Origin of the sequence: Streptomyces sp. NPDC047315 (assembly GCF_040643215.1) — a bacterium.
Taxonomy (GTDB): Bacteria; Actinomycetota; Actinomycetes; order Streptomycetales; family Streptomycetaceae; genus Streptomyces.
On sequence record NZ_JBEYTZ010000002.1, the window covers coordinates 259,998 to 285,952 of the forward strand.

General features: G+C 72.3%; 24 protein-coding genes. 8 read left to right on the top strand and 16 right to left on the bottom strand.

Annotated features, from left to right (window positions below; translation table 11 throughout):
• Positions 1-76: 76 nt before the first annotated feature.
• A complete protein-coding gene (locus ABZ842_RS03095; RefSeq protein ID WP_073792965.1) occupies positions 77-631 on the bottom strand; it encodes an NADH-quinone oxidoreductase subunit B in 555 nt (184 codons plus the stop codon).
• A 39-nt stretch (positions 632-670) separates the two neighbouring features.
• The gene (locus ABZ842_RS03100) at positions 671-1,030 is read right to left on the bottom strand and encodes an NADH-quinone oxidoreductase subunit A (RefSeq protein WP_073792966.1); all 360 of its coding nucleotides are present in this window, start codon (positions 1,028-1,030) and stop codon (positions 671-673) included.
• Between the two features lie 831 nt (positions 1,031-1,861).
• Here ABZ842_RS03100 and ABZ842_RS03105 point away from each other — a divergent pair.
• Together ABZ842_RS03105 and ABZ842_RS03110 are read left to right on the top strand one after the other, a co-directional pair.
• Positions 1,862-2,695 carry an NlpC/P60 family protein gene (locus tag ABZ842_RS03105; RefSeq protein WP_361530653.1) on the top strand — a complete coding sequence of 278 codons (834 nt, stop codon included), beginning with the start codon at positions 1,862-1,864 and terminating at the stop codon, positions 2,693-2,695.
• Between the two features lie 168 nt (positions 2,696-2,863).
• Positions 2,864-3,319 (top strand): hypothetical protein, encoded by a 456-nt coding sequence (locus ABZ842_RS03110; protein ID WP_361530656.1) that lies wholly within the window; start codon positions 2,864-2,866, stop codon positions 3,317-3,319.
• Between the two features lie 60 nt (positions 3,320-3,379).
• On the opposite strand, the gene ABZ842_RS03115 is transcribed toward ABZ842_RS03110, so the two are convergent.
• On the bottom strand, positions 3,380-4,195 hold the full coding sequence (locus ABZ842_RS03115; protein ID WP_361530659.1) for an SDR family oxidoreductase: 816 nt from the start codon (positions 4,193-4,195) through the stop codon (positions 3,380-3,382).
• A gap of 30 nt (positions 4,196-4,225) precedes the next feature.
• Positions 4,226-5,104 carry an NAD(P)-binding domain-containing protein gene (locus ABZ842_RS03120; protein ID WP_361530662.1) on the bottom strand — a complete coding sequence of 293 codons (879 nt, stop codon included), beginning with the start codon at positions 5,102-5,104 and terminating at the stop codon, positions 4,226-4,228.
• 194 nt (positions 5,105-5,298) lie between these two features.
• On the opposite strand from ABZ842_RS03120, the gene ABZ842_RS03125 reads away from it, so the two are divergent.
• The gene (locus ABZ842_RS03125; protein ID WP_361530665.1) at positions 5,299-5,628 is read left to right on the top strand and encodes a helix-turn-helix domain-containing protein; all 330 of its coding nucleotides are present in this window, start codon (positions 5,299-5,301) and stop codon (positions 5,626-5,628) included.
• A 217-nt stretch (positions 5,629-5,845) separates the two neighbouring features.
• Positions 5,846-6,349 carry a hypothetical protein gene (locus tag ABZ842_RS03130; RefSeq protein WP_361530668.1) on the top strand — a complete coding sequence of 168 codons (504 nt, stop codon included), beginning with the start codon at positions 5,846-5,848 and terminating at the stop codon, positions 6,347-6,349.
• Positions 6,350-6,435: 86 nt separating this feature from the next.
• Here ABZ842_RS03130 and ABZ842_RS03135 read toward each other — a convergent pair whose 3' ends face one another.
• On the bottom strand, positions 6,436-7,383 hold the full coding sequence (locus ABZ842_RS03135) for a hypothetical protein (protein ID WP_361530972.1): 948 nt from the start codon (positions 7,381-7,383) through the stop codon (positions 6,436-6,438).
• Positions 7,384-7,491: 108 nt separating this feature from the next.
• Positions 7,492-8,778 (bottom strand): geranylgeranyl reductase family protein, encoded by a 1,287-nt coding sequence (locus ABZ842_RS03140; RefSeq protein ID WP_361530671.1) that lies wholly within the window; start codon positions 8,776-8,778, stop codon positions 7,492-7,494.
• Positions 8,779-8,878: 100 nt separating this feature from the next.
• Here ABZ842_RS03140 and ABZ842_RS03145 point away from each other — a divergent pair, with 100 nt between their 5' ends.
• Positions 8,879-9,424 (top strand): GNAT family N-acetyltransferase, encoded by a 546-nt coding sequence (locus tag ABZ842_RS03145; protein WP_361530674.1) that lies wholly within the window; start codon positions 8,879-8,881, stop codon positions 9,422-9,424.
• A gap of 95 nt (positions 9,425-9,519) precedes the next feature.
• On the opposite strand, the gene ABZ842_RS03150 is transcribed toward ABZ842_RS03145, so the two are convergent.
• The 4 genes from ABZ842_RS03150 to ABZ842_RS03165 all read right to left on the bottom strand — a co-directional run bounded on the left by ABZ842_RS03150 (position 9,520) and on the right by ABZ842_RS03165 (position 13,544).
• A complete protein-coding gene (locus ABZ842_RS03150; protein ID WP_361530677.1) occupies positions 9,520-10,212 on the bottom strand; it encodes a demethylmenaquinone methyltransferase in 693 nt (230 codons plus the stop codon).
• Between the two features lie 576 nt (positions 10,213-10,788).
• Positions 10,789-11,379: a hypothetical protein gene (locus ABZ842_RS03155; protein WP_361530680.1), complete on the bottom strand. Its 591-nt coding sequence runs from the start codon at positions 11,377-11,379 to the stop codon at positions 10,789-10,791.
• A gap of 10 nt (positions 11,380-11,389) precedes the next feature.
• Complete coding sequence (mqnC, locus tag ABZ842_RS03160) at positions 11,390-12,589, bottom strand: cyclic dehypoxanthinyl futalosine synthase (RefSeq protein ID WP_361530683.1); 1,200 nt, start codon at positions 12,587-12,589, stop codon at positions 11,390-11,392.
• 139 nt (positions 12,590-12,728) lie between these two features.
• Positions 12,729-13,544, bottom strand: coding sequence for a menaquinone biosynthesis protein (locus ABZ842_RS03165; RefSeq protein WP_361530975.1), 816 nt, complete (start codon positions 13,542-13,544; stop codon positions 12,729-12,731).
• Between the two features lie 490 nt (positions 13,545-14,034).
• Between ABZ842_RS03165 and ABZ842_RS03170 the strand changes: the two genes are divergently transcribed.
• Entirely contained in the window at positions 14,035-14,238 is a 204-nt protein-coding gene (locus ABZ842_RS03170) for a cold-shock protein (protein WP_008738468.1), read from the top strand.
• A gap of 265 nt (positions 14,239-14,503) precedes the next feature.
• On the opposite strand, the gene ABZ842_RS03175 is transcribed toward ABZ842_RS03170, so the two are convergent.
• Together ABZ842_RS03175 and ABZ842_RS03180 are read right to left on the bottom strand one after the other, a co-directional pair.
• Positions 14,504-15,829 carry a M1 family metallopeptidase gene (locus ABZ842_RS03175; RefSeq protein WP_361530686.1) on the bottom strand — a complete coding sequence of 442 codons (1,326 nt, stop codon included), beginning with the start codon at positions 15,827-15,829 and terminating at the stop codon, positions 14,504-14,506.
• A gap of 46 nt (positions 15,830-15,875) precedes the next feature.
• Positions 15,876-20,120 (bottom strand): Pls/PosA family non-ribosomal peptide synthetase, encoded by a 4,245-nt coding sequence (locus tag ABZ842_RS03180; protein ID WP_361530689.1) that lies wholly within the window; start codon positions 20,118-20,120, stop codon positions 15,876-15,878.
• Positions 20,121-20,339: 219 nt separating this feature from the next.
• Here ABZ842_RS03180 and ABZ842_RS03185 point away from each other — a divergent pair, with 219 nt between their 5' ends.
• Entirely contained in the window at positions 20,340-20,579 is a 240-nt protein-coding gene (locus tag ABZ842_RS03185) for a hypothetical protein (RefSeq protein WP_361530692.1), read from the top strand.
• 57 nt (positions 20,580-20,636) lie between these two features.
• The gene (locus ABZ842_RS03190; RefSeq protein ID WP_361530695.1) at positions 20,637-21,548 is read left to right on the top strand and encodes a MaoC/PaaZ C-terminal domain-containing protein; all 912 of its coding nucleotides are present in this window, start codon (positions 20,637-20,639) and stop codon (positions 21,546-21,548) included.
• Here ABZ842_RS03190 and ABZ842_RS03195 read toward each other — a convergent pair.
• The 4 genes from ABZ842_RS03195 to ABZ842_RS03210 form a co-directional block, all read right to left on the bottom strand.
• On the bottom strand, positions 21,517-22,116 hold the full coding sequence (locus tag ABZ842_RS03195) for a TetR/AcrR family transcriptional regulator (RefSeq protein WP_361530978.1): 600 nt from the start codon (positions 22,114-22,116) through the stop codon (positions 21,517-21,519). The genes ABZ842_RS03190 and ABZ842_RS03195 overlap by 32 nt on opposite strands.
• A gap of 710 nt (positions 22,117-22,826) precedes the next feature.
• On the bottom strand, positions 22,827-24,191 hold the full coding sequence (locus tag ABZ842_RS03200; RefSeq protein WP_361530698.1) for a dicarboxylate/amino acid:cation symporter: 1,365 nt from the start codon (positions 24,189-24,191) through the stop codon (positions 22,827-22,829).
• A gap of 411 nt (positions 24,192-24,602) precedes the next feature.
• Positions 24,603-25,325 carry a polysaccharide deacetylase family protein gene (locus tag ABZ842_RS03205; RefSeq protein ID WP_361530701.1) on the bottom strand — a complete coding sequence of 241 codons (723 nt, stop codon included), beginning with the start codon at positions 25,323-25,325 and terminating at the stop codon, positions 24,603-24,605.
• 238 nt (positions 25,326-25,563) lie between these two features.
• On the bottom strand, positions 25,564-25,923 hold the full coding sequence (locus ABZ842_RS03210; protein WP_361530704.1) for a DUF4229 domain-containing protein: 360 nt from the start codon (positions 25,921-25,923) through the stop codon (positions 25,564-25,566).
• Positions 25,924-25,955 lie beyond the last annotated feature (32 nt).

Below are 25,955 nucleotides of genomic sequence, written 5' to 3' on the forward strand. Positions count from 1 at the left end.
GCGTGTGCACCTGCGCTGGCCGCTGCGGGCCGGGGGTGGCCGTGCGCGCCCCCGGCGGGGCCGCGGGGTCGGTCGGTCATCGCAGCAGCCCCTTCATCTCGATCGTCGGAAGCGCCTTCAGCGCCGCTTCCTCCGCCTCGCGGGCCGCTTCCTCCGCGTTCACGCCGAGCTTGGAGCTCTGGATCTTCTGGTGCAGCTTGAGGATCGCGTCCAGCAGCATCTCGGGGCGCGGCGGACAGCCGGGCAGGTAGATGTCGACCGGGACGACGTGGTCGACGCCCTGCACGATGGCGTAGTTGTTGAACATGCCGCCCGACGAGGCGCACACGCCCATGGAGATGACCCACTTGGGGTTGGGCATCTGGTCGTACACCTGCCGCAGCACGGGCGCCATCTTCTGGCTGACCCGGCCCGCGACGATCATCAGATCGGCCTGGCGCGGCGAGCCGCGGAAGACCTCCATGCCGAAGCGGGCGAGGTCGTAGCGGCCGGCTCCGGTGGTCATCATCTCGATGGCGCAGCAGGCCAGTCCGAACGTCGCAGGGAAGACGGATGCCTTGCGCACCCAGCCCGCGGCCTGCTCGACCGTGGTCAGCAGGAAACCGCTCGGAAGCTTCTCTTCGAGTCCCATGGGTGCTCCTCAGCCCAGACGGGATTTGTCAGACACGGCCTAGTCCCATTCCAGGCCGCCGCGCCGCCACACGTACGCGTAGGCGACGAAGACGGTGAGCACGAAGAGCAGCATCTCCACGAGCCCGAAAAGACCCAGGGCGTCGAAGCTGACCGCCCAGGGGTAGAGGAAGACGATCTCGATGTCGAAGATGATGAAGAGCATCGCCGTCAGGTAGTACTTGATGGGGAATCGACCACCACCGGCCGGAGTCGGCGTCGGTTCGATGCCGCACTCATACGCTTCGAGCTTCGCCCTGTTGTAGCGCTTTGGGCCGATCAGCGTGGCCATGACCACGGAGAAGATCGCAAACCCTGCCCCGAGGGCGCCGAGTACAAGGATGGGCGCGTAGGCATTCACCCTCCTCGCTCCTTCCAGTCGTCGCTGACCGTGGACCGCACCGGGCCTTTCGGCTCGCCGCCTCGAAGATCGCTTACATGTGAGGCAGTTCACAAGCCCGATGGCCCGCATCCTATGCCCGCCGGTCTGTGATCTGCGACACGGGGTCGACCATCGCCTTTGTGATCTCCACCACCCGCAGGACGATCATGGGCTCAAAACAGGAGTGATCTTCGTACGCGAAGCGCTCACGGCGTCACATCGCGTAACATCCCAGGGAGTTATCCCTGGTCGGAGGCGTGATCCACTATCAGGGGCCGGTCCATTCGGGCAAATTGGCGATCGACCGCTTCGGGTGATAAAAGGCGCCTCCCCGACATCGCCTCACTCACGCGGAGGTTCGGGCGGACGGGAGTGGACGAGGAGGGAGCCGGGGGCGCGCGAAGAGCGGACGGCGAGACTCCGGCGCGCGCCGCCACCCCTCACCGCGACGGGAGGATCACTCCCGGTACCCGTGGGGTCGATGCGTGCACGCGTTCACGAACTCCCGTCGGCAAGGCGCACCAAAGGAACAGGACTTCGTGACATCCCCGTGACCCTGTGACCTGCGCCACATGACACCGAGGGCCGGGAAAGCGGGGCTTGGCCAACGGGGCGTCGAGGTGCTAGGTGAAGGGCAATTCGGACCTTTTATTGAAACCACATGCTCACGAGCATGATCATGAATGTCCGCATTGCCCGTTACGGCGTCAATAAAGCTCGAACAGAAGCGGATTGACTAATTCCGGTCGCAACTGTGGCGCACCCCACGTTTCTTGATGGCATCTATGTACGGCTGATAACGGTGTACTCATGTCCCACACCGCTCACATACCCAGCCACCGGAAGCCCCGCCAGCGCAGCGCCTCTGCCATCGCGCTGCGCGCCGGAGTTGCCGGTGGCGTCCTCAGCACCATCGCCGTGGCCGGTGCGGCGGCGCCGGCGAGCGCCGACCCCGTGACCGAGACCGTCGAGATGCCCGCGTTCGACGTGGCGTCCTCCATCTCCCACGTCGTCCAGCAGTCCGCGGCGAACTCGCAGCAGACGGCGCTGGAGCAGGAATTGCAGCTCGCCGAGGACACGGCGGCGAGCAAGGCTTCCGAGACGGCGAAGAAGACCAAGGCCGAGGCCGTCCGCAAGGCGGAGGCCGAGAAGGCCGAGGCGAAGAAGCGCGCCGCCGAGCAGGAGCGCGCCTCCCGCACCGCCGAACGCACCTCGCTCTCCAACGCCACCACCGCCTCCGCTTCCGCCTCCACCGGCAGCAGCAGCAACTCGTCCTCCACGGCCGCCTCCGGCTCCGTCGGGAAGGTCATCTCCTTCCTGAAGGCCCAGGTCGGCGACGCCTACGTGTTGGGCGCCACCGGCCCCAACTCCTGGGACTGCTCCAGCCTGGTGCAGGCCGCGTTCCGCCAGATCAACATCGACCTGCCGCGGGTCTCCCAGGACCAGTCCACCGCCGGCCGCCAGGTGGGCACCAGCAACCTCAAGGTCGGCGACATCCTCTACTGGGGTGCCGCGGGCAGCGCGTACCACACCGGCGTGTACATCGGCGACGGCAAGTACCTCGACGCCGCCAACCCCCGTAAGGGCGTGGTCATCCAGGACCTGTCGGGCTACCCGGCGACCGGCGCGGTCCGGGTGCTCTGACCCGTACCGCCCACCCACACGCGCACCACAGGGCCGCGGCTCCCCCGCTCGGGGGCGGAGCCGCGGCCCTGTCGCGTCTCCGTCCGGGCCGGTGATCACTAAAGGAACGAGCAGTTCCGCAAAAGCTGGGTTAGTGTCCGGCTCGTGATCACCATACGAAGAGCTGTGATGACCATTGCCGCGACCGGCACCGTGCTCGCCGGCACGGTGTTGCCCGCCGCCGCCCAGCCCGCCACCGTGGGGACCCCGTCGGCGCCCCAGGTGAAGGTGCTCTCGGCCACCGCCGACCCGAACACCTTCCACGTCGCCTACCGTTGCGCCCCCGGCTCCGGCGTGGCCGCGATCGAGCTGCACGCCTCGCAGTCCGGCGCGGGCCACCAGCACTACGTGCGCACCACCATCCACAAGTGGGACGCCCCCCACCCCGACCCCGGCAGCCCGGCGCCCGCCGTCCCGCTGTGCGACGGCACCTGGCAGATCGCCAACGAGGTGGTCACCGGCTTCCTTCCGGACACCACCCCCTTCCACGCCGGTGACGTCACCACCGTGCAGTGGACGGCGTACAACGAGTCGATGAACGTCGTCCTGGGCGAGGGCCAACAGTCCGGCGTCGTCTTCGAGTAGCCCGACCCGCTCCGTACGCGCCGCTGCTCCCCCACCCGAAGGCAGGGGAGCAGTCGGCACTCAGTGCACGGACAACCCGCCGTCCACGAAGATCGCCTGACCGGTGACGTACGCGGACGCCGCCGACGCCAGGAAGACGGCCGCGCCGGCGAAGTCGTCCACCAGGCCGTTGCGCCCGGTCATCGTGCGGGCCGCGAGGGCGGCGACCTTCGCCGGGTCGCTGGAGAGCCGGGCGTTGAGCGGCGTCATCACGAAGCCGGGCACCAGCGTGTTGACGGTGACGCCGTGGCGGGACCACGCCTCCGCCTGCGAGCGGGCGAGCGATTCGAGCCCGCCCTTGGAGACGCCGTACGCACCGCTGTCGACGAAGGCGCGGTGCGCCTGCTGGGACGTGACGTGCACGATGCGGCCGTGGCCGCGGGCCGCCATGGCCGGACCGAAGCGCTGACCGAGGAGGTGCGGGGCGGTCAGGTTCACCGCCATCGTGGTGTCCCACTCCGCCTCGGTGAGTTCGCCCAGCGGCGGGCGGATGTTGACGCCGGCGGCGTTCACCAGGACGTCCGGCTCGCCGAAGGCGGCCACCGCCTCCTCGGCTGCGGTGCGCACCGCGGCGCGGTCGGCGAGGTCGGCGCTGACCCAGGCGGCGCGACAGCCGGCCGCGGTCAGCTCGTCGACGGTGGCGACGAGTTCGGCCTCGCGGCGGGCGAGGACGACGACGGAGGCGCCCGCGCGGGCGAGCGCGCCGGCGATGGCCCGGCCGATGCCGGAGCTGCCCCCGGTCACCAGGGCCGTACGCCCCTCCAGGGAGAACAGTTCGGCGAGGTACGGCTGGGGCGCGGGCCGCGGCGCGGCGTTCGTCGGGGGCGTCTGCGTCATCGGATCACCCTATCGACGTGCCGCTCCGCTTCACTTTCCGCGCAGGATCTCGATCAGGGCGGAGACGCTCTGATCCGCGCGGCCCTCCGCGACCGCGCGCCGGATCAGGTCGTGCAGCGGCTCCAGCCAGGTCGTGTCCAGGCCGGCCAGTTCGGCCGCTCGGCTCTCGCTGGCCAGTCCGTCGTGGAAGACGTTGACGGACGAGAAGGGGCGCGAGTAGTCGCCGGAGTCGATCTCCTCGGCGTACGCGGGGAGGACCGAGGCGATCATCTGCATCCACTTGACGCTCATCGGCACCATCGAGCTGGCCGGCAGTCCGCGGGCGGTGACCAGTGCGGCGCCGTGGAGGAAGCCGACGAACGCGGGCAGCAGCGTGGCGCCGACGGCCGACTCGTAGAAGACGGCGAGGTCGGGTTCGGTGCCGAGGTGGACGGTGTCGCCGCCGAGGACCCGCAGGACCGGCTCGTACGCGTCGAAGACGGACCGGTCGCCGGCGAAGAGGAGTTGGGTGTCGGGCAGGCCGACGGCCTGGGGGACGTTCTTGACCACTCCGCCGAGGAAGTCCGCGCCGTTCGCCGCCGCCCACTCGGCGGTCTCCAGCGCGCCCTGTGACGAGCCGCTGTTGAGGGTGACCAGGGTGCGGTCGCGCAGCGCGGCGGCGGCCGGGGCGAGTGCGCCGAGGGTGGCGTCGTACGTGGAGAAGCAGGTGACCACCAACGGGCCGGCGGCGACCGCGGCTTCGACGGACGGTGCGTGGACCGCCCCGCGGGCGGCCAGCGCCGCCGCCTTCGCGGGGGTGCGGTTCCAGACCGTGGTGGGGTGGCCGGCGGCGAGGAAGGCAGCGGCGAGTGCGCTGCCCATGGAGCCGAGCCCCAGGACGGTCACGGGGGTGGCAGCGGGCGTGGACATGCGGATCACTCCTGTTCGAAGGCGCGCCGAATAGCGCAAAGCCGTGAAGACATGGCGGAAGTAAGGAAGCGGCCGGAAGGAGAAGCGCGATCGGCGCGCCTTCCGCCATGCTGGAACGCCACCGAAAAATGATCAAGTACCTACAATTCTGTTGGGTACTCACACTTTTGTCAGGGCGGAGCTGGGCGAGAACAATGAAGCAGCGGAAATTCACGTGCGGACTGGACGCGGCCGTCACCGTCATGGGCGGCAAGTGGAAAGGGCTGATCCTCTTCTACCTGGCCGACGGGCCCCTGCGCTTCGGCCAACTGCGGCGCGCGGTCGAGGGGATCAGCGAGCGGATGCTGATCCTGCAGCTGAAGGAGATGGAGCACAGCGGGCTGATCCACCGCGAGGAATTCCCCCAGGTGCCGCCGAAGGTGGAGTACTCCCTCACCGAGTTCGGGCGTTCCCTCAATGACGCGCTCGCACCCCTCGGCGCCTGGGGAGAGGAGCACATGGAGCGCATCACGGAAATTCCGTGAGCCGGTACGCACGGCACGTTCCCGCCACCCCGTCGGCGCCCCGCGGGCATTCCGCGCGCTCCCCACTTCGGGTGGTTCGGAGGGTACGTCCGGTGTGTCGTCCAAGGCGCGGGTAGACCAGCGGTCCGAGCACCGGACGCCCGGCCCGAGCACCGGGGGCCGCCGGCGGTCGGGACGAGGGACCGTGAGCGCAGCCGACAGCCGAGAGGTGACCGCCGTGTCCGACCAACCCAGCTTTCTGAAGATCAACGAGGATCTGGCCGCGGCCTGGTGTCACACCCCGTGGTCGGCCACCGACATGAGCTTCGACGGCGTCGCCTACCACGGGGTGTTCGACGTGGACCTGACGGCGGACGTCAGCGAGAGCGCGCCGTACAGACCCGTGCTGCACGGCTCGATCCTGGCGCAGATCGTGTCGTACCACACGCTGGCCTCGATGCTGTACGCGTACACCAACGACCACATCCCGGCCTTCGCCACGCTCCCGCGCGTGGGGCTGCCCGAGGCCCGCAAGCGGATCCTCGTCACCTCGCTGAAGCTGTCGCTGCACCGCCAGGTCGCCGAGACGCGGGTGCCGGTGCGGCTGACGATCGACCGCGTCACGGACAAGTGGGACAGCCACCGGATGGCGTTCGCCGCGGTGTCCGTGGACGTCGCGGGCGGCCGGCACACCGCCGAGTTGGAGGGCTGCATCAACTTCCGCGACCGCATCGAGCCGTGACGGCGAGCGGCGAGCAGGCCGTGGCCAGGGCGTACGGACTCCCCCGCCCGCGCGGCCCACCACCTGCCCCGCCGTCCCCGGGACGGTCAGTCCAGCGCCGCCTCCAGCGCCTTCCGCAGCTGCTCGTACCCCGGCGCCAGCCGCGCCAGACCGGCCCTGAGGCCGTCGTCGTCGCCGGTGACCAGCGGTTCCTGGAGGGAGCCGAGGGTTCGGGCCTGGCCCGTCGCCACCCGGGCCGCGTCCGTGAGGCCGAGGTGCGCGAGGCAGTCGGCGGCGTCGGAGAGGCGACGGGTGCCGACCCGGATCACGAAGTCCGCCATCAGCTGACGCAGCTCCGGGTCGAGCCCCCGCGCGACCATCTCGGCGAAGCCCTCGACCGCGGCGGCGCCGCCGAGGGTGCCGGCCGGCATGGGCAGGTCGTCCCGCCCGGCCAGCCACGCCACCGCGCCCGGCAGCGAAGCGCGCAGCGCCTCCTCGGCCGTGACCTCCCGCTCCGAGACGAAGTCCGAGCGCATCACGAACTCCTCGTCGATGTACGTGACCTTCTCTCCCCGCCACGCCTCGACGAACGCGGCGCCGGACGTCGTCGCGTACGGGTGTCCCTGCGGGTCGTGCAGCAGCACCTTCGCCGACCCGTCGGCGGGTCCGTCGACGGAGAGCACCACCACGTAGTGGTCGCCGAAGCCGGGGTCCGGGGTGCCCGGGCGGTACAGCAGCAGCCCCATGTCCAACGGCCCCACCAGCACCGGGCCGCGGGCCGCGGCCTCCCGCAGCCGGGCCAGCGCCTCCTCCGGGCTACCGCCGGAGGTGCGCAGGCAGGACAGCCCGAGGTGGTCGACCGCCTGGTTCAGACCGAGCTCCGGGTCCCAGCCGTAGGGGTCGAACATCGGCAGCGTGCCGCCGATCAGTTGGACCCCGAAGGGGGAGCCGGTCAGGGTCTCCAGGACGGTGGGCGAGGGCATCCGCTCCACGCCCACGGTCATGGCGAGGGAGTGGTTGTAGCAGTACGGTCCGGAGCCGGCGTACGACCTGATCATGCGAGGGGCCTCCTTGTGCTTCCCCGTGCCCACGAGCGGCACGGGCTCGGGCCCCACTGCACGCCTTCACACGGTGACAAGGTCAAGCCGCGGCCTGCGCTCCGGTCACGCCTTGGGCGCCACCTTCGACAGGCCGTTGATGATGCGGTCCATCGCGTCACCGCCCGTCGGGTCGGTGAGGTTGGCCAGCATCTTCAGCGTGAAGCGCATCAGCATCGGGTGGGTGAGCCCGCGCTGGGTGGCGATCTTCATGACCTTCGGGTTGCCGATCAGCTTCACGAAGGCGCGGCCCAGCGAGTAGTACCCGCCGTAGGTGTCCTTGAGGACCTTCGGGTAGCGCTGAAGGGCGAGTTCGCGCTGTGCGGCGGTGGCGCGGGCGCTGGCCTGCACGATGACGTCGGCCGCGAGCTGGCCGGACTCCATGGCGTACGCGATGCCCTCGCCGTTGAAGGGGTTGACCAGGCCGCCGGCGTCGCCGACGAGCAGCAGCCCGCGGGTGTAGTGCGGCTGGCGGTTGAAGGCCATGGGCAGGGCGGCGCCGCGGATCTGGCCCTGCATGTTCTCCTCGACGAAGCCCCACTCCTCGGGCATCGAGGCGCACCACGTCTTCAGCACCTCGCGCCAGTCCAACTCCTTGAAGGAGGCGGAGGTGTTGAGGACGCCGAGGCCGACGTTGGAGGTGCCGTCGCCCATGCCGAAGACCCAGCCGTAGCCGGGCAGCAGCCGGTCCGGGCCGGGGCCGCGCCGGTCCCACAGCTCCAACCACGACTCCAGGTAGTCGTCGTCGTGGCGCGGGGAGGTGAAGTACGTGCGGACGGCGACGCCCATGGGGCGGTCCTCGCGCCGGTGCAGCCCCATCGCCAGCGAGAGCCGGGTGGAGTTGCCGTCGGCGGCGACGACGAGCGGGGCGTGGAAGGTGACCGGGGTCTTCTCCTCGCCGAGCTTGGCGCTGACGCCGGTGATGCGGCGGGTGCGGTCGTCGACGATCGGGGCGGTGACGTTGCACCGCTCGTACAGCCGGGCGCCGGCCTTCTGCGCCTGCCGGGCGAGTTGCTCGTCGAAGTCGTCGCGCTTGCGCACCAGTCCGTAGTTCGGGTACGAGGCGAGTTCCGGCCAGTCGAGCTGGAGGCGCATGCCGCCGCCGATGATCCGCAGGCCCTTGTTGCGCAGCCAGCCGGCTTCTTCGGAGATGTCGATGCCCATGGCGACGAGTTGCTTCGTGGCGCGCGGCGTGAGGCCGTCGCCGCAGACCTTCTCGCGCGGGAACGCCGTCTTCTCCAGCAGCAGGACGTCGAGTCCGGCCTTGGCGAGGTGGTACGCGGTCGTGGAGCCCGCCGGGCCCGCGCCGACGACGATCACATCCGCGGTGTGTTCCGTTGGTGGCTCGGTCACGGCTGAATCTCCCGAAAACTCGGAATTGGGCGTGCTGAACGGCACGGGACATGGGCAGTCTATGTGGACCTACCGATCAACCGACTGAAGGGCTCCCCTCATGAGCAGGCCCCTCCCCGCCGCACGACTGCGCGTGCCCACCGACGAGGACGCCGTGGTGTGGCACCGGATCTTCGACGACCCCGAGGTCATGAGGTTCCACGGCGGGCGGAGCGCGGCGCTCTTCGAGTACGAGGAGCTGACGGCGCGGCAGCGGCGGCACGACGCCGAGTTGGGCTTCTGCCTGTGGACGGTCCTGGACGAAGAGGGCGCTGCGGTCGGCTTCACGGGCGCCCAGCCGTGGCCGCGCGAGGACTTCGGCCCGTACGGGGAGATAGAGATCGGGTGGCGGCTGACCAGGAGCGCGTGGGGGCGGGGGCTGGCGACGGCGGCGGCGCTGACGACCCTGGAGCGGGTGCGGGCGGCGGGCGTGGAGCGCGTGGTGGCGATGGTCGACGGGCGCAACGAGCGGTCGATCGCGGTGACGCGGCGGCTGGGGATGCAGAAGGCGGAGGAGTACGAGGTGCCGGGCAGCGACCCGGTGCGGCGCGGGTACTGCTTCCGGCTGGAGCTGGCGCAGGGGGCGGAGGCCGGGGCGGCGGCGTGAGCCCGGGCCCGGGCCCGTTCACCGCGTGATCGGTCCCGGGGCCCCGCAGTCCCGGGCTTGGTGCGCTACGGCTTCGTGCGCTAAGGCTTGGTGCGCTACGGCTTGGTGCCGCGGTGCAGCGCCACGATGCCGCCGGTGAGGTTGCGCCAGGCCACCTTGGACCAGCCGGCCTTCTGGAGCATGGCCGCCAGCTCCGCCTGCTCCGGCCAGGACTCGATGGACTCGGCGAGGTATTCGTACGCCTCCGGGTTCGAGCACACCTGGCGCGCCAGCGGCGGCAGCGCGCGCATCAGGTACTCCTCGTACACCGTGCGGAACGGAGCCGACGTGGGGTGCGAGAACTCGCAGATCAGCACCCGGCCGCCGGGCTTGGTGACCCGGTTCAGCTCGCGCAGGGCGCGGTCGGTGTCCTGGACGTTGCGCAGCCCGAAGGAGATCGTCACCGCGTCGAACACGCCGTCGCGGAAGGGCAGCGCGGTGGCGTCGCCGGCGGTGAGCGGCAGCCACGGGTGGCGCTTCTTGCCCTCCTGGAGCATGCCGAGCGAGAAGTCGCACGGCACGACGAAGGCGCCGGCCTGCGCGAACGGCAGCGAGGACGTGCCGGTGCCGGCGGCGAGGTCGAGCACCTTCTCGCCGGGGCGGGCGTCGAGGGCGCGAGCGACCTGCTTGCGCCATCTGCGGTCCTGGCCGAGCGAGATCACGTCGTTGGTGAGGTCGTAGTTCTTCGCGACCTTGTCGAACATGGACGCGACTTCTCGGGGCTGCTTGTCCAGCGAGGCACGGTTCACGCCCCCATTCTGCGCGCTCGCCTCCCGCGGGGTGAAGCGGGGTGCGCGCGACCCGCCCCCATCGAGCAGGCTCGACCTCAGGTACTCAGGCGCGGCTACGTATCGGCCGCCCTCTACCGAGCAGGCTCGACGCCAGGTACCCAGGGGCGCTGGGGGTCCCCCAGGCCCCTAGGCACACTCGCCATAACGCCACAGGAAGACTGGCCTCTACCTGCCGCTGGTGGGCTGAGCGCGCAGTTCCCCGCGCCCCTGTTTCGCTCACCTTGTCGTCCACCTGCGGGACAGAGGGTTTAGGGGCGCTGGGGGTCCCCCCACGCCCTCTGGGCGTAGGGGGCGGAACTGCGCGAACAACCATCCACCGGCCGGTAGAGACCAACGCTCCCGCGGGAAACGGCGGGCACGTCAGGGGCGCGGGGAACTGCGCGACAAGCCCACCACCGGCCGGTGGAGAGCAACGCTCCTGGGACAGCGGGGATGTCAGGGGCGCACCAGCGCCGTTGTCGTTTACGTGGTGTCGGCGACTACAGACCGTCTGTGGCTGGTCGCGCAGTTCCCCGCGCCCCCAACAGCGCACGCTCAGGCACGGCGGAAGACGAGGCGGCCCGACAGAGTCGTTGCCTGGCGGGTCGTGGGGGTGGAGATCGTGAAGTTCGCGTGGGCGCCGGGGGTGAGGGGGGCGGCGTACGCGGCGGGAGGGGGGCGTAGGGACGGGGCTTCGGGGGGCGACGGGCGCGGGCCCGGCAGCACCGTGAGGCCCGCGCGGGCGACCGCGTCCGCCGCGGGGGCGCGCCGCAGCGGGCCCACGAGCGCGGTCACCCCGTGCGCCAGCAACCTCTGCACCCCGCGCCGCGCACTCGCGCCCCAGCGGGCGTCGTCCATCCCCAGCGCCACCAGCGCCGCACCCGTCAGCGGCTCGGTGCCGAGTTCTTCGGCCTCGCGCGGGTCCGGGTGGTACGCGTGCTCCAGCAGCCACGCCCCGTGCGGGTGGACCAGGCCGGGGGTGAGGGTGCCCGACCAGCGGCGCACCCGGGCCTGCGGGTGGGCCGCCACGACCTCCTCGTACGGTCCGATCGCGACGATCTCGCGGCCGGAGACCGCCAGCGCCCCGCCGGGGACCGCGGGCCCGGCCCCGGGCACCAGCAGGTCCGCCGCGTGGATGGTCAGCACGCCGGGGCCGTCAGGTGGCGTTGAGGAGCTTCAGCTCCGGGTGGGCCGTGCCGCCCTCGATCGCGGTCGAGGAGATGTGGGAGACCACGCGGTCGTCGACCGGGTCGTTCGCCGGGTCGTCGTGCACGACGAGGTGTTCGTACGTCGTCGCCCGCTGCGCCGGCACCCGGCCCGCCTTGCGGATCAGGTCGATGATCTCCAGCCGGTTGGAGCGGTGCTTGGCGCCGGCCGACGAGACGACGTTCTCCTCCAGCATGATCGAGCCGAGGTCGTCCGCGCCGTAGTGCAGCGAGAGCTGGCCGATCTCCTTGCCGGTGGTCAGCCAGGAGCCCTGGATGTGGGCGACGTTGTCCAAGAAGAGCCGGGCGACCGCGATGATCCGCAGGTACTCGAAGATCGTCGCCTGTGTACGGCCCTTCAGGCGGTTGTTCTCGGGCTGGTACGTGTACGGGATGAAGGCCCGGAAGCCGCCCGTCCGGTCCTGTACGTCGCGGATCATCCGCAGGTGCTCGATGCGTTCGGCGTTCGTCTCGCCGGTGCCCATGAGCATGGTGGAGGTGGACTCCACGCCCAGCCGGTGCGCGGTCTCCATGATCTCCAGCCAGCGCTCGCCGGACTCCTTGAGCGGGGCGATCGCCTTGCGGGGGCGCTCGGGCAGCAGCTCGGCGCCGGCGCCGGCGAAGGAGTCGAGGCCGGCGGCGTGGATGCGGCGGATGGCGTCCTCGACGGAGACGCCGGAGATCCGGGCCATGTGCTCGACCTCGGACGCGCCGAGGGAGTGGATCACCAGCTCGGGGTGGGCGGCCTTGATGGCGGAGAAGTGCTCTTCGTAGTACTCGACGCCGAAGTCCGGGTGGTGGCCGCCCTGGAACATGATCTGGGTGCCGCCGAGTTCGACGGTCTCGGCGCAGCGGCGCAGGATGTCGTCGAGGTCGCGGGTCCAGCCCTTGTCGGTGTCCTTGGGCGCCGCGTAGAAGGCGCAGAACTTGCAGGCCGTGACGCAGACGTTGGTGTAGTTGATGTTCCGCTCGATGATGTACGTCGCGATGTGCTCCGTACCGGCGTAGCGGCGGCGGCGCACGGCGTCGGCGGCGCGCCCCAGGGCGTGCAACGGCGCGTGGCGGTAGAGGTCGAGCGCTTCCTCGGGGGTGATGCGCCCGCCGTCGGCGGCACGGTCCAGCACGGACTGGAGGTCGGCCTTCTCGGTCACCGGCTGTCACCTTTCGGCGGTTGTCCTGCGTTTCCTGGGGCTCGTACGGATCGCGTACGGGCCTGCTGGGGGCCGCTCCAGCCTACGGCAGCCGGCCGAGGGCCCAGGTTGAGGGCCCGGGCCGACGCAGGCGACGGCGTCAGCGGGGCGACAGCAGGTCGACGGCCACCTCGGCGGGGAACCCGGTCGTCGGGCCGGTGCGGCGGGCGAACTCCCGTACGCCGGCGAGCTGGTCGGCACCGAAGCGGAAGTCCAGCGTCCGGAAGTACCGCTCCAACAGCTCCGCGTCGAACGTCTCCCAGCGCGCGACCTGCTCGGAGACCTTGGTGACCTCTTCGAGCGACAGGTCGCGGGAGGCGAGGAACGCCTGGTGCACCTCGTGGACGACCTCGGGTTCACGGGCCAGGTAGTCCTTGCGCGCCGCCCAGACCGCGAAGACGAAGGGGAGCCCGGTCCACTGCTTCCACATCTGCCCCAGGTCGTGGACCTGGAGGCCGAGCCGGGGCGCCTCGTGCAGGGCGGCCCGCAGCGCCGCGTCGCCGATGAGGACGGCCGCGTCCGCCTCCTGCATCATCAGACCGAGGTCCGGCGGGCACGTGTAGTAGTCGGGGGCGACGCCGTACTGCTCGGCCAGCAGCAGCTGGGCCAGGCGCACGGAGGTGCGCGAGGTGGAGCCCAGGGCCACGCGCGCGCCGTCCAACTGCTCCAGGTCCACCTGGGAGACGATCACGCAGGACATCACCGGGCCGTCGCAGCCGACGGCGATGTCCGGGAAGGCCACGAGCCGGTCGGAGTGGCGCAGGAACTCCACGAGGGTGATGGGCGCGATGTCGAGTTCGCCGCGCACCAGCTGCTCGCTGAGCTTCTCGGGGGTGTCCTTCGTCAGCTCGAAGTCGACGAGGGTGCCGGTGCGGGCCAGCCCCCAGTACAGGGGCACGCAGTTCAGGAACTGGATGTGACCGACGCGGGGCCGGGCGGGCCGACGGTCGACGGCGCGGTCGCGGTCGCGGCCGGCGCCGGAGGCGAGGCCGGAATCAGGGGCGGAGTCGGCAGCGGCGGCGGCGTCGGCGGGGCCTTCACGGTCATTTCGAGGACTGTCCACATCGCGAGGCTAGCTCCGGGAGCCACGGGCCAGGGCGTCGGGGCGCGTGCGGGTCGCCCGTCACGGGAGCGCGAGGGACCGCCGCACGCCCCGTCTGACCAGGCACTCCCGCCCCGCCCGAGCAGGGAATCGTCAGCAAAAGGGCGATTGCCTCAGGCGTCCGAGTGAAGTGATCTTTCCCTCTACCGCTGGGAAGTCCCTGCGTGCTACGCTCAACGCAAGTTGCAGTTTGGTTTCCCTTGCAGTACAGAGCCTGCGGAGCATGTGACCCGCAGGCTTTTGTAGTTTTCAGACTTGTTTGCAGGTTCTGGAGCAGGGCAACCCTTTGGCCCAAGGAGGGCTTATGGCTACCGGAACCGTCAAGTGGTTCAACGCTGAAAAGGGCTTCGGCTTCATCGCCCAGGACGGCGGCGGCCCGGATGTCTTCGTCCACTACTCCGCGATCAACGCGTCTGGTTTCCGCTCCCTGGAGGAGAACCAGCTCGTGAACTTCGACGTCACGCAGGGCCCGAAGGGCCCGCAGGCGGAGAACGTCACCCCGGCCTAGTGCCAGGGGTCGACGATCGCGTCGGCTAAGCAGTACCCAAGGAGCCCCGTCCGCGAGGAACGGGGCTCCTGCCTTTCCCGGACCTCGACACCGGGAGCAACCGGACTCATGCCATCCGGACTCGCGCCATCCGGACCCGTGCATCCGAGCGCGCGCCATGTCGCGTCCATGGCGACCATCGGGGAACTCCGGGGGAACGCAGCCCCTTCCCCCCTCCGGAAGAATTAATCCTCCATCGTGAATTCCTGATGAATTCCTTGCCCGTTCAAATATCTGGAGGCGGACGTTCCGGAAGGCCGGGGAGTTCCGGAAGTGCCGTCTCGTACAACCACGCCCCGAAAAGTCCGTCCAGGGGGCGGGACGCATGGAGCGCGGCCAGCGCGATGAAGCCCTCCGTGGTGACCACCCCGTGGCGGTGGCGCTGCGCCCACTCCCGCAGCAGCTCCGTGAAGGCGATCGTCCCCAGCTCGCACCGGAGCGCGTGCAGCGTCAGCGCGCCCCGCTCGTAGACCCGGTCGTCGAACATCCGGTCGGCTCCCGGGTCGCCGATCCGCAGGTCCTGCGGCAGCAGCGCGAGCCGGGCCCGGGAGCGGGCGGCCAGCGCCGCGGCGGAGGGGCCGCCGCGCTCCTGGGACCACAGCCACTCGGCGTACTTGGCGAAGCCCTCGTTCAGCCAGATGTGCCGCCAGTCGGCCACGGTCAGGCTGTTGCCGAACCACTGGTGCGCGAGTTCGTGGGCCACCAGCCGTTCGCTGCCGCGCCGCCCGTCGACGTGGTTGGCGCCGAAGACGGACAGCCCCTGCGCCTCCACGGGAACGTCCAGTTCCTCGTCCACCACCACGACCGCGTACCGGTCGAAGGGGTACGGGCCGAACAGGTCCGTGAACAGGTCCATCATCAGCGGCTGGCGCGCGAAGTCGTGGGCGAAGCGGCCGAGCAGCGCGGGCGGCACCGCGGCGGTCTGCGGCACGGGCCCCGCGTGCGCGAGCTCCACTCGCTCGTACGGGCCGATCTGCACCGTCGCCAGGTACGTGGCCATCGGCGCGGCCTCCTCGTACACCCAGGTCGTGGTGGACGCGCCCGTGGTGCGGGAGGTCAGGGTGCCGTTGGCGACGACGGCGTACGGGGTGGGCGCGGTGACCGCGATCCGGTAGACGGCCTTGTCGTCCGGCCGGTCGTTGCAGGGGAACCAGGAGGGGGCGCCGTGCGGCTGGGAGGCCACCAGCGCGCCCTCGTCCAGCTGCTCCCATCCCAACTCGCCCCACTCCCGGGTGCGTACGGGCCGCGGTACGCCCTGGTAGCGCACCTCCACGGTGAAGAACGTGCCGGCGGGCACCGAGCGGGCGGGGGTGATCTGGAGCTTGTCGCCGCGGTGGCTCCAGCGGGCCGGGCGCCGGCCGTCGATCAGCACCTTGTTCAGCCGGAACCGTCCGAGGTCGAGCTTCACCGAGATCAGTTCGCGGCGGGCGACGGCGTGGACGGTGGCGCGGCCGGCGAGGCGACCGGTGTGCGGGACGTAGGCCAGCTCCAGGTCGTAGGCGGCGACTTGGTAGCCGTCGTCGCCGTGGAGCGGGAAGTACGAATCGCTCACCGGGGTCCCTTCCGTCGACCGGTCCTTCGCTCGTCCCCCGGGACCCCTAGGGCCAGGCCGCGATCGGGTTGCCCAGCCAGCGGGTGTCCGCCGGCACCCGTTCGCCGCGCATCACCAGCGACGCGGGGCCCACCACGACCCGGTCGCCGAGCACCGTGCCCGGCAGGGCGATGCCGTGCGGGCCCAGCGTCGCACCGGCCCCGACGACGACGCGGTCCAGCCGCATGATCCGGTCGTGGAAGAGGTGCGTCTGCAGGACGCAGCCGCGGTTGACGCTCGCGCCCGCTCCGACGCTCACCAGGTCGGCCTCCGGCAGCCAGTGCGTCTCGCACCAGACGCCGCGGCCGACGCGGGCTCCGATCGCCCGCAGCCACAGGCCCGTCAGCGGGGTGCCGGCGGTCGGGCCGACCAGCCAGGGCACGGCCAGCACCTCCACGAAGGTGTCGGCGAGTTCGCCGCGCCACACGAAGGCCGACCACAGCGGGTGCCGTGCGCCGCCGTGGCGGCCGGCGACGAGCCACTTCGCCGCGGCGGCCAGCAGACAGGCGACCAGCCCGGCGGCGAGCAGCAGCGCTCCGCCGAGCCCGGCCGCGGCCACCGTGCCGTACCGCTCGGCGAGCGCGGCGAACGCCAGCACGCCGAACACGGCGAGGCCGACGGCGCAGACCACCGGGACCAGCCGGCACAGCTCCACGGCGGCGCGCGCCCAGGCCAGGCCGCGCGTCGGTGCGTACGTACGGCTGGCGTCGCCCTCCTCCGCCGCCCGCGGCAGCCTGATCGGCGGCATGCCGAGCCACGAGCTGCCCGCCTTCGCCCGCTTCGGGGCCGCGGACAGCACGCCGACGAGCCCGCGCTTGGGGACCCGGCGGCCGGCCGCGGCCATGCCCGAGTTGCCGAGGAAGGCGCGTTTGCCGACCCGGGCGGCGGCGAGCCGCAGCCGTCCGCCGCCCAGTTCGTACGGCGCGACCATGGTGTCGTCGGCGAGGAAGGCGCCGTCCCCGACCGTCGTCATCGCCGGCAGCGCCAGCACGGTCGACGCCTCCACGCCCCGCCCGACCTTCATGCCGAGCGCCCGCAGCCAGCCGGGCGTGGCGAGGCTGGCGTACAGCGGGAAGAGGTGCACCCGGGCCATGTCCATCAGCCGCTCCACGGCCCACGCCCGGAAGGCGACCGCGCCGTGCACCGGGTGGCTGCCCTCGCGCAGCCCGGCGCCCAGTGCCCGTACGCCCACCAGCACCAGCAGGGCGTACGTCACGAGCCCGGTGACGGCGGCCAGCGGCACGGCCGTCAGCGGGCCCGGGCCCAGCCGCAGCACCAGCAGCGCCGGCAGGGCGGCGAGGGCCGGCAGCAGGCCCAGCAGCAGGGACGTCACGGCGTACGCGAACGTCCAGCGGGCCCGGCGCGGCGGCCGGTCGGCGCGCCGGGCCGCCTTGCCCGCCCGGCCGACCCGGGTGGCCGGCACGCCCGACCAGCGCTCCCCCGCGGGCACCGTCCCGCGCACGCATGATCCGGGCGCGACCTCGGCCCGCTTGCCGATCCGCGCGCCGGGGAAGAGGGTGCTGCGTGCGCCGACGACGGCGTCCGCGCCGATCCGCAGGGACCCGACGTGCAGCCGGTCGCCCTCCAGCCAGTGCCCGGCGAGGTCCACCTCCGGCTCCACGGCCGCGCCCCGGCCCAGCCGCAGCAGGCCGGTGACGGGCGGCAGTGCGTGCAGGTCGACGCCGTCGCCGATGCGGACGCCGAGGGCGCGGGCGTAGTACGTCAGCCAGGCGCCGGCGAGGTTGGTCGCGCCGCTGGCGTCGGCGAGCCGTTCCGCGGTCCACAGCCGCAGGTGGACGGCGCCGCCGCGGGGGTACGTGCCAGGGCGCACCCCGCGCAGCAGCAGCCGGGCGCCGCCGGCGGCGAGCACGATCCGGCCCGGTGGGCTGGCAACCAGCAGCCAGCCGAGGACGATGCCCCACCAGGAGAAGCCGGGGCCGACGCCGATGACGTTGGCCGCGGCGGCGGCCGGCACGCTCCAGCGCAGCCCGGCGACGGTGAACAGCGGCAGCATCAGTACGAGTTGTACGGCCTGGGCGGTCCGGGGCACCGGCCGGACCGCGGTCCGCGGCGGGGCGGGGGCGGTGCCCGGGGCGTCCGCGCGGGCGTCCAGGGCGGCGGCGAGCGCGCCGAGCGTCGGGTGCTGATAGACGTCGCCGACGGACCCGGTGCCGTACTGCTCCCGGATCCGGGACACGAGCTGCGCGGCGGCGAGGCTGCCGCCGCCGTGCGCGAAGAAGTCCGCGTCGGGTTCGGTGACGGCGACTCCGAGGAGGTCGTTCCACTGGCGGGCCAGCCACGCCTCGGTGGCGGTGCGGGCGGGGTCGGGGGCGTCCTGCCGGGGCGGCGGCCAGGGCAGTGCGTCCCGGTCGACCTTTCCGGAGGTACGGGTGGGCAGCGCGTCGACCACGACGAGCAGCGGCACGAGCGCGGCCGGCAGCCGCTCGCGCAGCGCGGCGAGGGCCCGGGCGCGGTCGAACGCCAGCACGTCGCCGGCCGGCGGTGCGCTGGCCGGGCCGGCGGCCAGCGGGTCTGCGGGGACCGGCCCCGCGTCGGCCTGGTACTCGGCCGGCCCGTCCGCATCCGTAGCGTCAGCGGGAGCCTGCGTCCCGGCACGGGACGCGGGCCCGTCCGGCACGTCCGGCACGTCCGGCACCTCCGGCACCTCCGGCGCGGAAGTGCCCGGGTCGGTCGAAACGGCCGGGATGGTCACCCCGTCAGCCGGGGCCGCGCCGGACGCAGTCCGGCACCCCGACCCGGCCGAGGGCACGGACCGGTCCGGCGCGAAGGCGCTCAGGGCGGTGCCTGCCCCCGGCGGCAGGGGCGTACGGGAGTCGGCAGCGGCATCGGCCGGCGCGGGCGTCTCGGGGAGTACGTAGCCCACCAGCACCCGGGTGCCCGCCGGGGTCGTACGGACGGCCGACGCGCCCGCCGCGACGCCGGGGAGGGCGCACAGCGCCGCGTCCACCTCGCCCAGTTCCACCCGGCGTCCGCCCAGTTTGACCTGGTCGTCGGCGCGGCCCAGGAAGACGAGGCCGGCGCGCTCCGCGCGCACCAGGTCGCCGGTGCGGTACGCGCGGTGCCAGCCGGTCGAGGGCAGCGGGGCGTACCGCTGCGCGTCCTTGGCCGGGTCCAGGTAGCGCGCCAGGCCCACGCCGCCGATCACCAGCTCGCCGGTGGACCCCGTGGGCACCACCTCGCCGCGGGCGTCCACGACCGCCAGCTCCCAGCCGTCGAGCGGGAGCCCGATGCGTACGGGCCCGTCCGCGGTCAGCGGGGCGGCGCAGGCGACCACCGTCGCCTCGGTGGGGCCGTAGGTGTTCCACACCTCGCGGCCGGGCACCGCCACCCGAGCGGCGAGCTCCGCCGGGCACGCCTCGCCGCCGAAGACCAGCAGGCGCACGCCGTCCAGCGCCCGGTCGGGCCAGAGCGCGGCGAGCGTGGGCACGGTCGACACCACCGTGACGCGTCGGCGCGCCAGCCACGGCCCCAGCTCCGGCCCGGAGCGCACCAGCGCCCGCGGGGCGGGCACCAGGCAGGCGCCGTGCCGCCAGGCCAGCCACATCTCTTCGCAGGAGGCGTCGAAGGCGACGGAGAGGCCGGCCAGCACCCGGTCGCCGGGCCCGAGCGGGGCGTCCTGGAGGAAGAGCCGGGCTTCGGCGTCGACGAACGCCGCGGCGCTGCGGTGGGTGACGGCCACGCCCTTGGGCCGCCCGGTGGAGCCGGAGGTGAAGATCACCCAGGCGTCGTCGTCGGGGGTGGGCGAGCCCTGGGCGACGGGGACGGCGGGCGGGCCGTGCGGGGCGGGCGGGGGCGTGCGGCGGGGCGCGTAGGCCCGGCCCGCGCCGAGCACTCCCGCCACCCCGGCCTCGTCGAACACCTCCCGGGCCCGGACGTCGGGGTCGTCGGCGTCGACGGGGACGTACGCGGCGCCGGCGGCGAGGGCCGCGAGGACGCAGACGTACAGGTCGGCCGTGCCGGAGGGGACGCGGACGCCGACCCGGCTGCCGCGGGCGACGCAGTGGCCCGCGAGGACCGCGCGCAGCGCTTCGACCTCCTCCAGGAGTGCGCCGTACGTGAGCGGGCGTGCGCCGTCGTCGACGGCGAGGGCGTCCGGGTGGCGCTGGGCCGTACGGGTGAGGACGTCGACGAGCGTGCGGGCGGGGGCGGCGGGGCCGGCCGCGTAGTGCGCGCGGGTGCCGGACGGCGTCGGACCGCCGGGGAGCAGGGCCGGCTGCGGGGCGAGCGTCACGGTGCGCTCCCTTCGCCGTGGGCCCGCAGGCGGTCGTCGTCCATGTCTCGCTCCCCGTCCCTCGGCGTCATCGGGTGCCGTGCACACGGCAAACGAGGAGTTTATTCGTGTTAGTTACTCATCGCCTGTTATGTCCATCGGCTATGACCACGGTCGGTCCGGTCCCGGGCCGTACGATGAGCGCGATCACCAGAACGAAGAGCAGGGGCGCGGGGCACGATGAGTTGGCAGCGCACGGCACCCTCCCCCGCCCGTCGCATGGTGCTCTCCCTGCTCGTCTGGTGGGCCGGGTTCACCGCGGTCCTGTGGCTGCTGGGGCTGTTCCTCGACGGGCCGTCCAGCCTTGTGGCCTGCGCCGCGTCCGCCGCGCTGCTGCTGACGCTGGGGGAGCTCGGGTACCGGCTGAACCGCCGCTTCTCGCGCGGCCCGCGCGGGCGGGGCCGCTCGACCCGGCGCTGACATCCGCGTAACCTTACCGGCCAGTCAGCGAGCCCCCACCCTCCGGGAGTCAGGCCCATGGCCCTCGCACGCACCTTGGTACGCGGCGCACTGAGCTCTCCCTTCAAGCGCCCCGGACGTCCCGGGCGGCCGGGGCCCGCGCTGCCCGAACGCCGCGCCACGGCGGGCGCGGTGCGCGTCGACGCCGCACGACTGGCCGCGTACGCGAAGCTCTGCGGCTTCCCGGCCTCGCCGACCGGCGTCCTGCCGCTGCCCTACCCGCACGTCCTGGGCCTTCCTCTGGCGCTGCGGATCCTGGCCGCGCGCGACTTCCCGCTGCCGCTGCTGGGGCTGGTCCACACCTGGATCGACGTCCGCGCCCGGCGCGTCCTGCACCGTACGGATTCACCCGAACTGACGGTGTACGCCACGGCGCTGACCCCCCATCGGCGTGGCACGGAGGTCACGGTGGTGACGGAGGCGCGGTTGGACGCCGCGCTCGCCTGGGTCTCCCGCAGCAGGTACCTGTGCCGGCACCGGACCGCCCCGGAGCGCAGCGGCGCGCCCGCGGACCACGCCGTCGGCGCCCCCGACTACCTGCAGGAGCGCGCCGAGTGGCAGCTGCCGGCCGGGCTCGGCCGGCGGTACGGCGCGGTGTCCGGCGACCGGAACCCGATCCACCTCCACCCGCTGACCGCGCGCGCCTTCGGCTTCCGCACCGCGATCGCGCACGGGATGTGGAGCTTCGCGCGCTGCCTGGCGGAGGCGGTGCCCGATCCGTACGCGCTGACGTACGCCCGCGCCGAGTTCCGCGCGCCCGTTCCGCTGCCGGGGGCGGTGACGTACGCCGCGGCGCCGGCCGACGAGCACGGCACGGCGTTCCAACTCCGCCGCGGGGCGCGGATCCACCTCGTCGGCGCGGCGGAAGCCGGCGACGGCGCGGGGGGCGCGGCGGCGGTCAGCGAGGGGACCAGCGCTCCCCGGCCATGAGGTCGCCGAGGCCGACCCAGGCGAAGTTCATCAGCGTCGCGGCGGCTTCCTTCGCGGAGACGGACCCGCCGTCGTTCATCCACCCCGCGAGCGACTCCGCAGCGCCCACCAGCGCCTGCGCGAGCGCGACCACGTCCCGCTCGGCCAGTTCGCCGGGCTCCGGCAGCGGCGCGGCGTCGCCCTCGCGGGCGGCGGCGAGCAGTACGGCCACATAGTCGACGATCTTGTCGCGCATGGCCGCGACTTCGAGGGCGAACGGCTCTCCGTGCGTCCGCGCCTGCCGGTGCAGTACGGCCCAGCCGTCAGGGTGCTCGGCGGCGTGCGTGAAGAACGCGGCGAGCCCGGCCCACAGTTGGCGGTCGGCGGGCAGCTCGGGGGCGACGGCGCGCGCGACGGCGGCCAGCAGGGCGTCTGCCTCGCGGCGGATGCAGGCGGTGAAGAGGTCTTCCTTGGAGTGCAGGTAGAGGTACACCAAGGGCTTGGAGACGCCGGCGAGTTCGGCGATCTCGTCCATGGAGGCGGCGCGGTAGCCGCGCTGGCCGAAGGTGCGGACGGCGGCGTCCATCATGTGGCGCTCGCGTTCGGCGCGGGGAAGGCGCTTGGGTTTGGGGGAGGTTTGCGCTTTTGGTGCCGCTTGCGGCTTCGCCGTGTCTGCGTTCACCGTGTCCGTGTTCACCGCACTCATGCCAGACGTCCCTCCGCTGCGCCGATGTGCAGGCCCCCTCCTACTGCCGGGTAAGCCTACGGCTTACCCGACGCCCCCGTTTCCCCACGACCCCCTGCGGCGTGCGCTGCGGCGTGCGCTGCGCTTGGGGATGTGCGCGCCGTTTCCCTGCGGGTGCGCTGGCCGCTGCGGCCTGGTGGTGGTTGTTCGCTCAGTTCCGCCCCCTGTGCCCTACAGGCACGGGGGGACCCCCAGCGCCCCAACCTCCCGCCGTAGCACCGCAGGAACATTCATCCCCTCGGCCCGGTGGTGGGCTGTTCGCGCAGTTCCCCGCGCCCCTGATTCGCTGCCCCCGTCATTCATCTGCGGGCTGGGGCAGGTTTTTAGGGGCGTGGGGAACTGCGCGAACAGGCCCCACCGGGCCGCAGGGGTACGGCGGGAATGTCAGGGCGCTACGGGTCCCGCGGCAGGGCCCGTGGCCGTGCCGCGCAAGGGGAGGAACCGCGGCAAGGCCACCGCCGGGGTGCGGAGACCTGTTCGGGCCGCAAGGGGAACGGCGGCGGCGCGCCGCGCCCCGAGGGGGGCGGCGCGCCGCAAAGAGGTTGAGGGAAGGGCTACGCCGTCGCGGGGGACGGGACCTTCGGGGCCGGGGCCGACGCGGGCGCGGGCGCGTCCTCGTCGATGTCGATCGGAGAACCGCTCGCCGCGTCGTACTGGTCGCGGTCGAGGATCTTCTCGCGCGCCGCCACGATCACCGGCACCAGCGCCTGACCCGCCACGTTCGTCGCCGTGCGGATCATGTCCAGGATCGGGTCGATCGCCATCAGCAGGCCCACGCCCTCCAGCGGGAGCCCCAGCGTGGACAGGGTCAGCGTGAGCATCACCGTCGCGCCGGTCAGACCCGCCGTCGCCGCCGAGCCGACGACCGAGACGAACGCGATCAGCAGGTAGTCCTGCACGCCGAGCTGCACGTCGAAGATCTGCGCGATGAAGATCGCGGCGAGGGCCGGGTAGATCGCGGCGCAGCCGTCCATCTTCGTCGTCGCGCCGAACGGCACCGCGAAGGACGCGTACTCCTTCGGCACGCCCAGCCGCTCCGTGACCTTCTGGGTGAGCGGCATGGTGCCGACGGAGGAGCGGGAGACGAAGGCGAGCTGGATCGCGGGCCAGGCGCCCTTGAAGAACTGGATCGGGTTGACCTTGGCGACGGTGGCCAGCAGCAGCGGGTAGACGCCGAACAGCACCAGGGCGCAGCCGATGTAGACGTCCGCGGTGAAGGTCGCGTACTTGCTGATCAGGTCCCAGCCGTAGTCGGCGATCGCGTAGCCGATGAGGCCGACGGTGCCCAGCGGCGCGAGGCGGATGACCCACCACAGGGCCTTCTGGAGCAGTTCGAGCACGGACTCGCTGAGGGAGAGGATCGGCTTCGCCTTCTCGCCGAGGGCGAGCGCGGCGATGCCGGCGACGGCGGCGAGGAAGACGATCTGGAGGACCTTCAGCTCGGCGAACGGCGTGATGATGTTCGTCGGGACGATGCCGGTGAGGAAGTCGATCCAGGAGCCGGTGTTCTCCGGGGCCTTGCCGTCCTTCGGGGTCAGGCCGGTGCCCGAGCCCGGGTCGGTGATCAGACCGATCGTGATGCCGATGGCGACCGCGATCAGCGAGGTGATCATGAACCAGAGCAGGGTGCGGGAGGCCAGCCGGGCGGCGTTGTTGACCTTCCGCAGATTGGTGATCGACACCAGGATCGCGAAGAACACGAGCGGCGCGACGGCCAGCTTCAGCAGCCGGATGAAGATGCTGCCGACCTGTTCGAGGGTGTCCTTCAGCCACCCGATGTCCTGGCCTCTGGCGAGCCAGCCGAGGAGCACGCCGAGCACCAGACCGGCGACGATCTGGGCCCAGAACGGGACCTTCGGCAGACGGAGACCGGAGCCGGACGGCTTCTGGTCTACGGGGGACGTCGTGTTCGCGGACACGGACACACTCCAGTGGTGACTGAGGGCGGGGAACGAACGGAAGGCGGCGCCCGTGCGCGAGGAGGTTCAGGGATCGGGGGGCCGCTGTGGTGCCGGGGTCAGGCCGAGCGGGGACAGACCGCGGACATGCAGCGACAGAGGTCGACGTGCAGGCGCGCCACGAGCGGGGGGCTCGCGGCATCGTGGAGGCGCACTGCTGTCTGCATGCCGAATACGTTAACACTGCATCTTTGATGTCCTCAAAGGTCACCTTGGGGTATCGGGGCGCTCCCACCAAGGAATCCTCGACAAAAGCCGCACAAAACCCCATGAAACGCAGAAATCCCGGGCGGAGCTCCGAACGCCCCCACCCGGGATGTGTGACTTATCCGATATTTAGGTGCCGTGCCCCAGGAGTCGGGCCGGGCCGTCTCACCAGGGCGCGGCCTTGGCGTGGTACGTCATGCCGGGCCACGCCTGGACCGGCATGGCCGAGAACACCACCCGGCCCGCGCACATCCCGCGCTGCTCAAGCCCTTCGACGATCTTCGGGATGGCGGCGATCGTCGCCGGCGGCCCCTCGTGGAGCAGGACGATGCCGCCGGCGCGCACCCGGAGCGCGTTCGCCACGATCTCGTCCGTGGGGATGCCCCGCCAGTCGAGCGAGTCCACCGTCCAGAGCACTTCGAGCATCCCGAGCCGGGCCGCGTCCAGCCGTATCCGCGGGTTGGTGCTCCCGTACGGCGGCCGGAACAGCGTCGGCGCCCGGCCCGTCTCGGCCTTGATGGCCCGGCTGGCGTCCCGCAGCTCCTTGAAGGCCGCGTCCGGGGTGAGGGTGTTGAGGTCGGGGTGGCTGTACGAGTGGTTGGCGATCTCGTGCCCGTCGGCGGCGATGCTCCGGGTGTGCTGGGGGTGGGCCTTGACCATGCCGCCGGCCAGGAAGAAGGTCGACCGGACCGAACCCGCGTCGCGCAGCGCCTTCAGCACCTCGGGCGTCGCCTCCGTCGGACCGTCGTCGAACGTGAGCGCCACGTACCCGCCGGGACACCGTTCGCCGGAGTCGGCCTGGGCCACCCCCGGCGCCAGCACCAGGGACATCGCGGTCGCCACCAGCGCGCCGAGCCACGCGCGCGACCTGCTGCGCCTCGTCGTCATGGGGAATTCTCCTCTCGATCGACGTGTGGTGGCCATTGAAACGAGCGGGGCCGGACGGGTCAGTGGTGTTCACACTTTTCGGCTGATCGATACCGGGCGACGGCGCGATAGCGCGCCCCGAGCCGTACGAAAGCACCGCACGCAACGAGGGCACCGCACGCAACGAGGGCCGCACCCGTGACGGGTGCGGCCCTCGTGTCCCAGCCGGCCGTCGGCCGGTACGGCTGGAGCGGAAGCGTTACGCGGAAGCCTGCGGCGCCGCAGCGGACCCCGTGGCGGACCGGCTCGCAGCGGCGGCAGCCGCGGCGTCCACCGCCTCGTCCTCCTGCGACCTGTTCGCCGCCAGCCGCTCCTTCGCCTCGTCGACCTTGCCGGCGATCTGGTCGGACATCGCCTCGCGCTGCTTGCGCAGCAGGACGAAGCTGAGCGGCGCGGAGATCACCAGCGCCAACAGCACGACCCAGACCGAGTTGGACTCGCCGAGGCCCTTGGGCAGGATGCCGAAGTGGACGAGGACCGCCACGACGGCGAGGGAGCCCGCGAAGACCGCGAGACGCATGCCGGTGTACTTGAGCGCGGCGTTCGACTTGGCTGACACGGGTGCCCCTTCTCTCGTCTTTCGTCTTTCGT

Bases quoted from the DNA above. Each gene is read 5' to 3' on its own strand.
- ABZ842_RS03125 (WP_361530665.1), top strand. From the start codon at position 5,299: ATGAAGCAGCGGAAATTCACGTGCGGACTGGACGCGGCCGTCACCGTC.
- ABZ842_RS03120 (WP_361530662.1), bottom strand. From the start codon at position 5,104: ATGTCCACGCCCGCTGCCACCCCCGTGACCGTCCTGGGGCTCGGCTCC.
- ABZ842_RS03145 (WP_361530674.1), top strand. From the start codon at position 8,879: ATGAGCAGGCCCCTCCCCGCCGCACGACTGCGCGTGCCCACCGACGAG.
- ABZ842_RS03195 (WP_361530978.1), bottom strand. From the start codon at position 22,116: ATGATGGACGCCGCCGTCCGCACCTTCGGCCAGCGCGGCTACCGCGCC.
- ABZ842_RS03170 (WP_008738468.1), top strand. From the start codon at position 14,035: ATGGCTACCGGAACCGTCAAGTGGTTCAACGCTGAAAAGGGCTTCGGC.
- ABZ842_RS03110 (WP_361530656.1), top strand. From the start codon at position 2,864: ATGACCATTGCCGCGACCGGCACCGTGCTCGCCGGCACGGTGTTGCCC.
- ABZ842_RS03115 (WP_361530659.1), bottom strand. From the start codon at position 4,195: ATGACGCAGACGCCCCCGACGAACGCCGCGCCGCGGCCCGCGCCCCAG.
- ABZ842_RS03095 (WP_073792965.1), bottom strand. From the start codon at position 631: ATGGGACTCGAAGAGAAGCTTCCGAGCGGTTTCCTGCTGACCACGGTC.
- ABZ842_RS03105 (WP_361530653.1), top strand. From the start codon at position 1,862: ATGTCCCACACCGCTCACATACCCAGCCACCGGAAGCCCCGCCAGCGC.
- ABZ842_RS03185 (WP_361530692.1), top strand. From the start codon at position 20,340: ATGAGTTGGCAGCGCACGGCACCCTCCCCCGCCCGTCGCATGGTGCTC.
- ABZ842_RS03190 (WP_361530695.1), top strand. From the start codon at position 20,637: ATGGCCCTCGCACGCACCTTGGTACGCGGCGCACTGAGCTCTCCCTTC.
- ABZ842_RS03205 (WP_361530701.1), bottom strand. From the start codon at position 25,325: ATGACGACGAGGCGCAGCAGGTCGCGCGCGTGGCTCGGCGCGCTGGTG.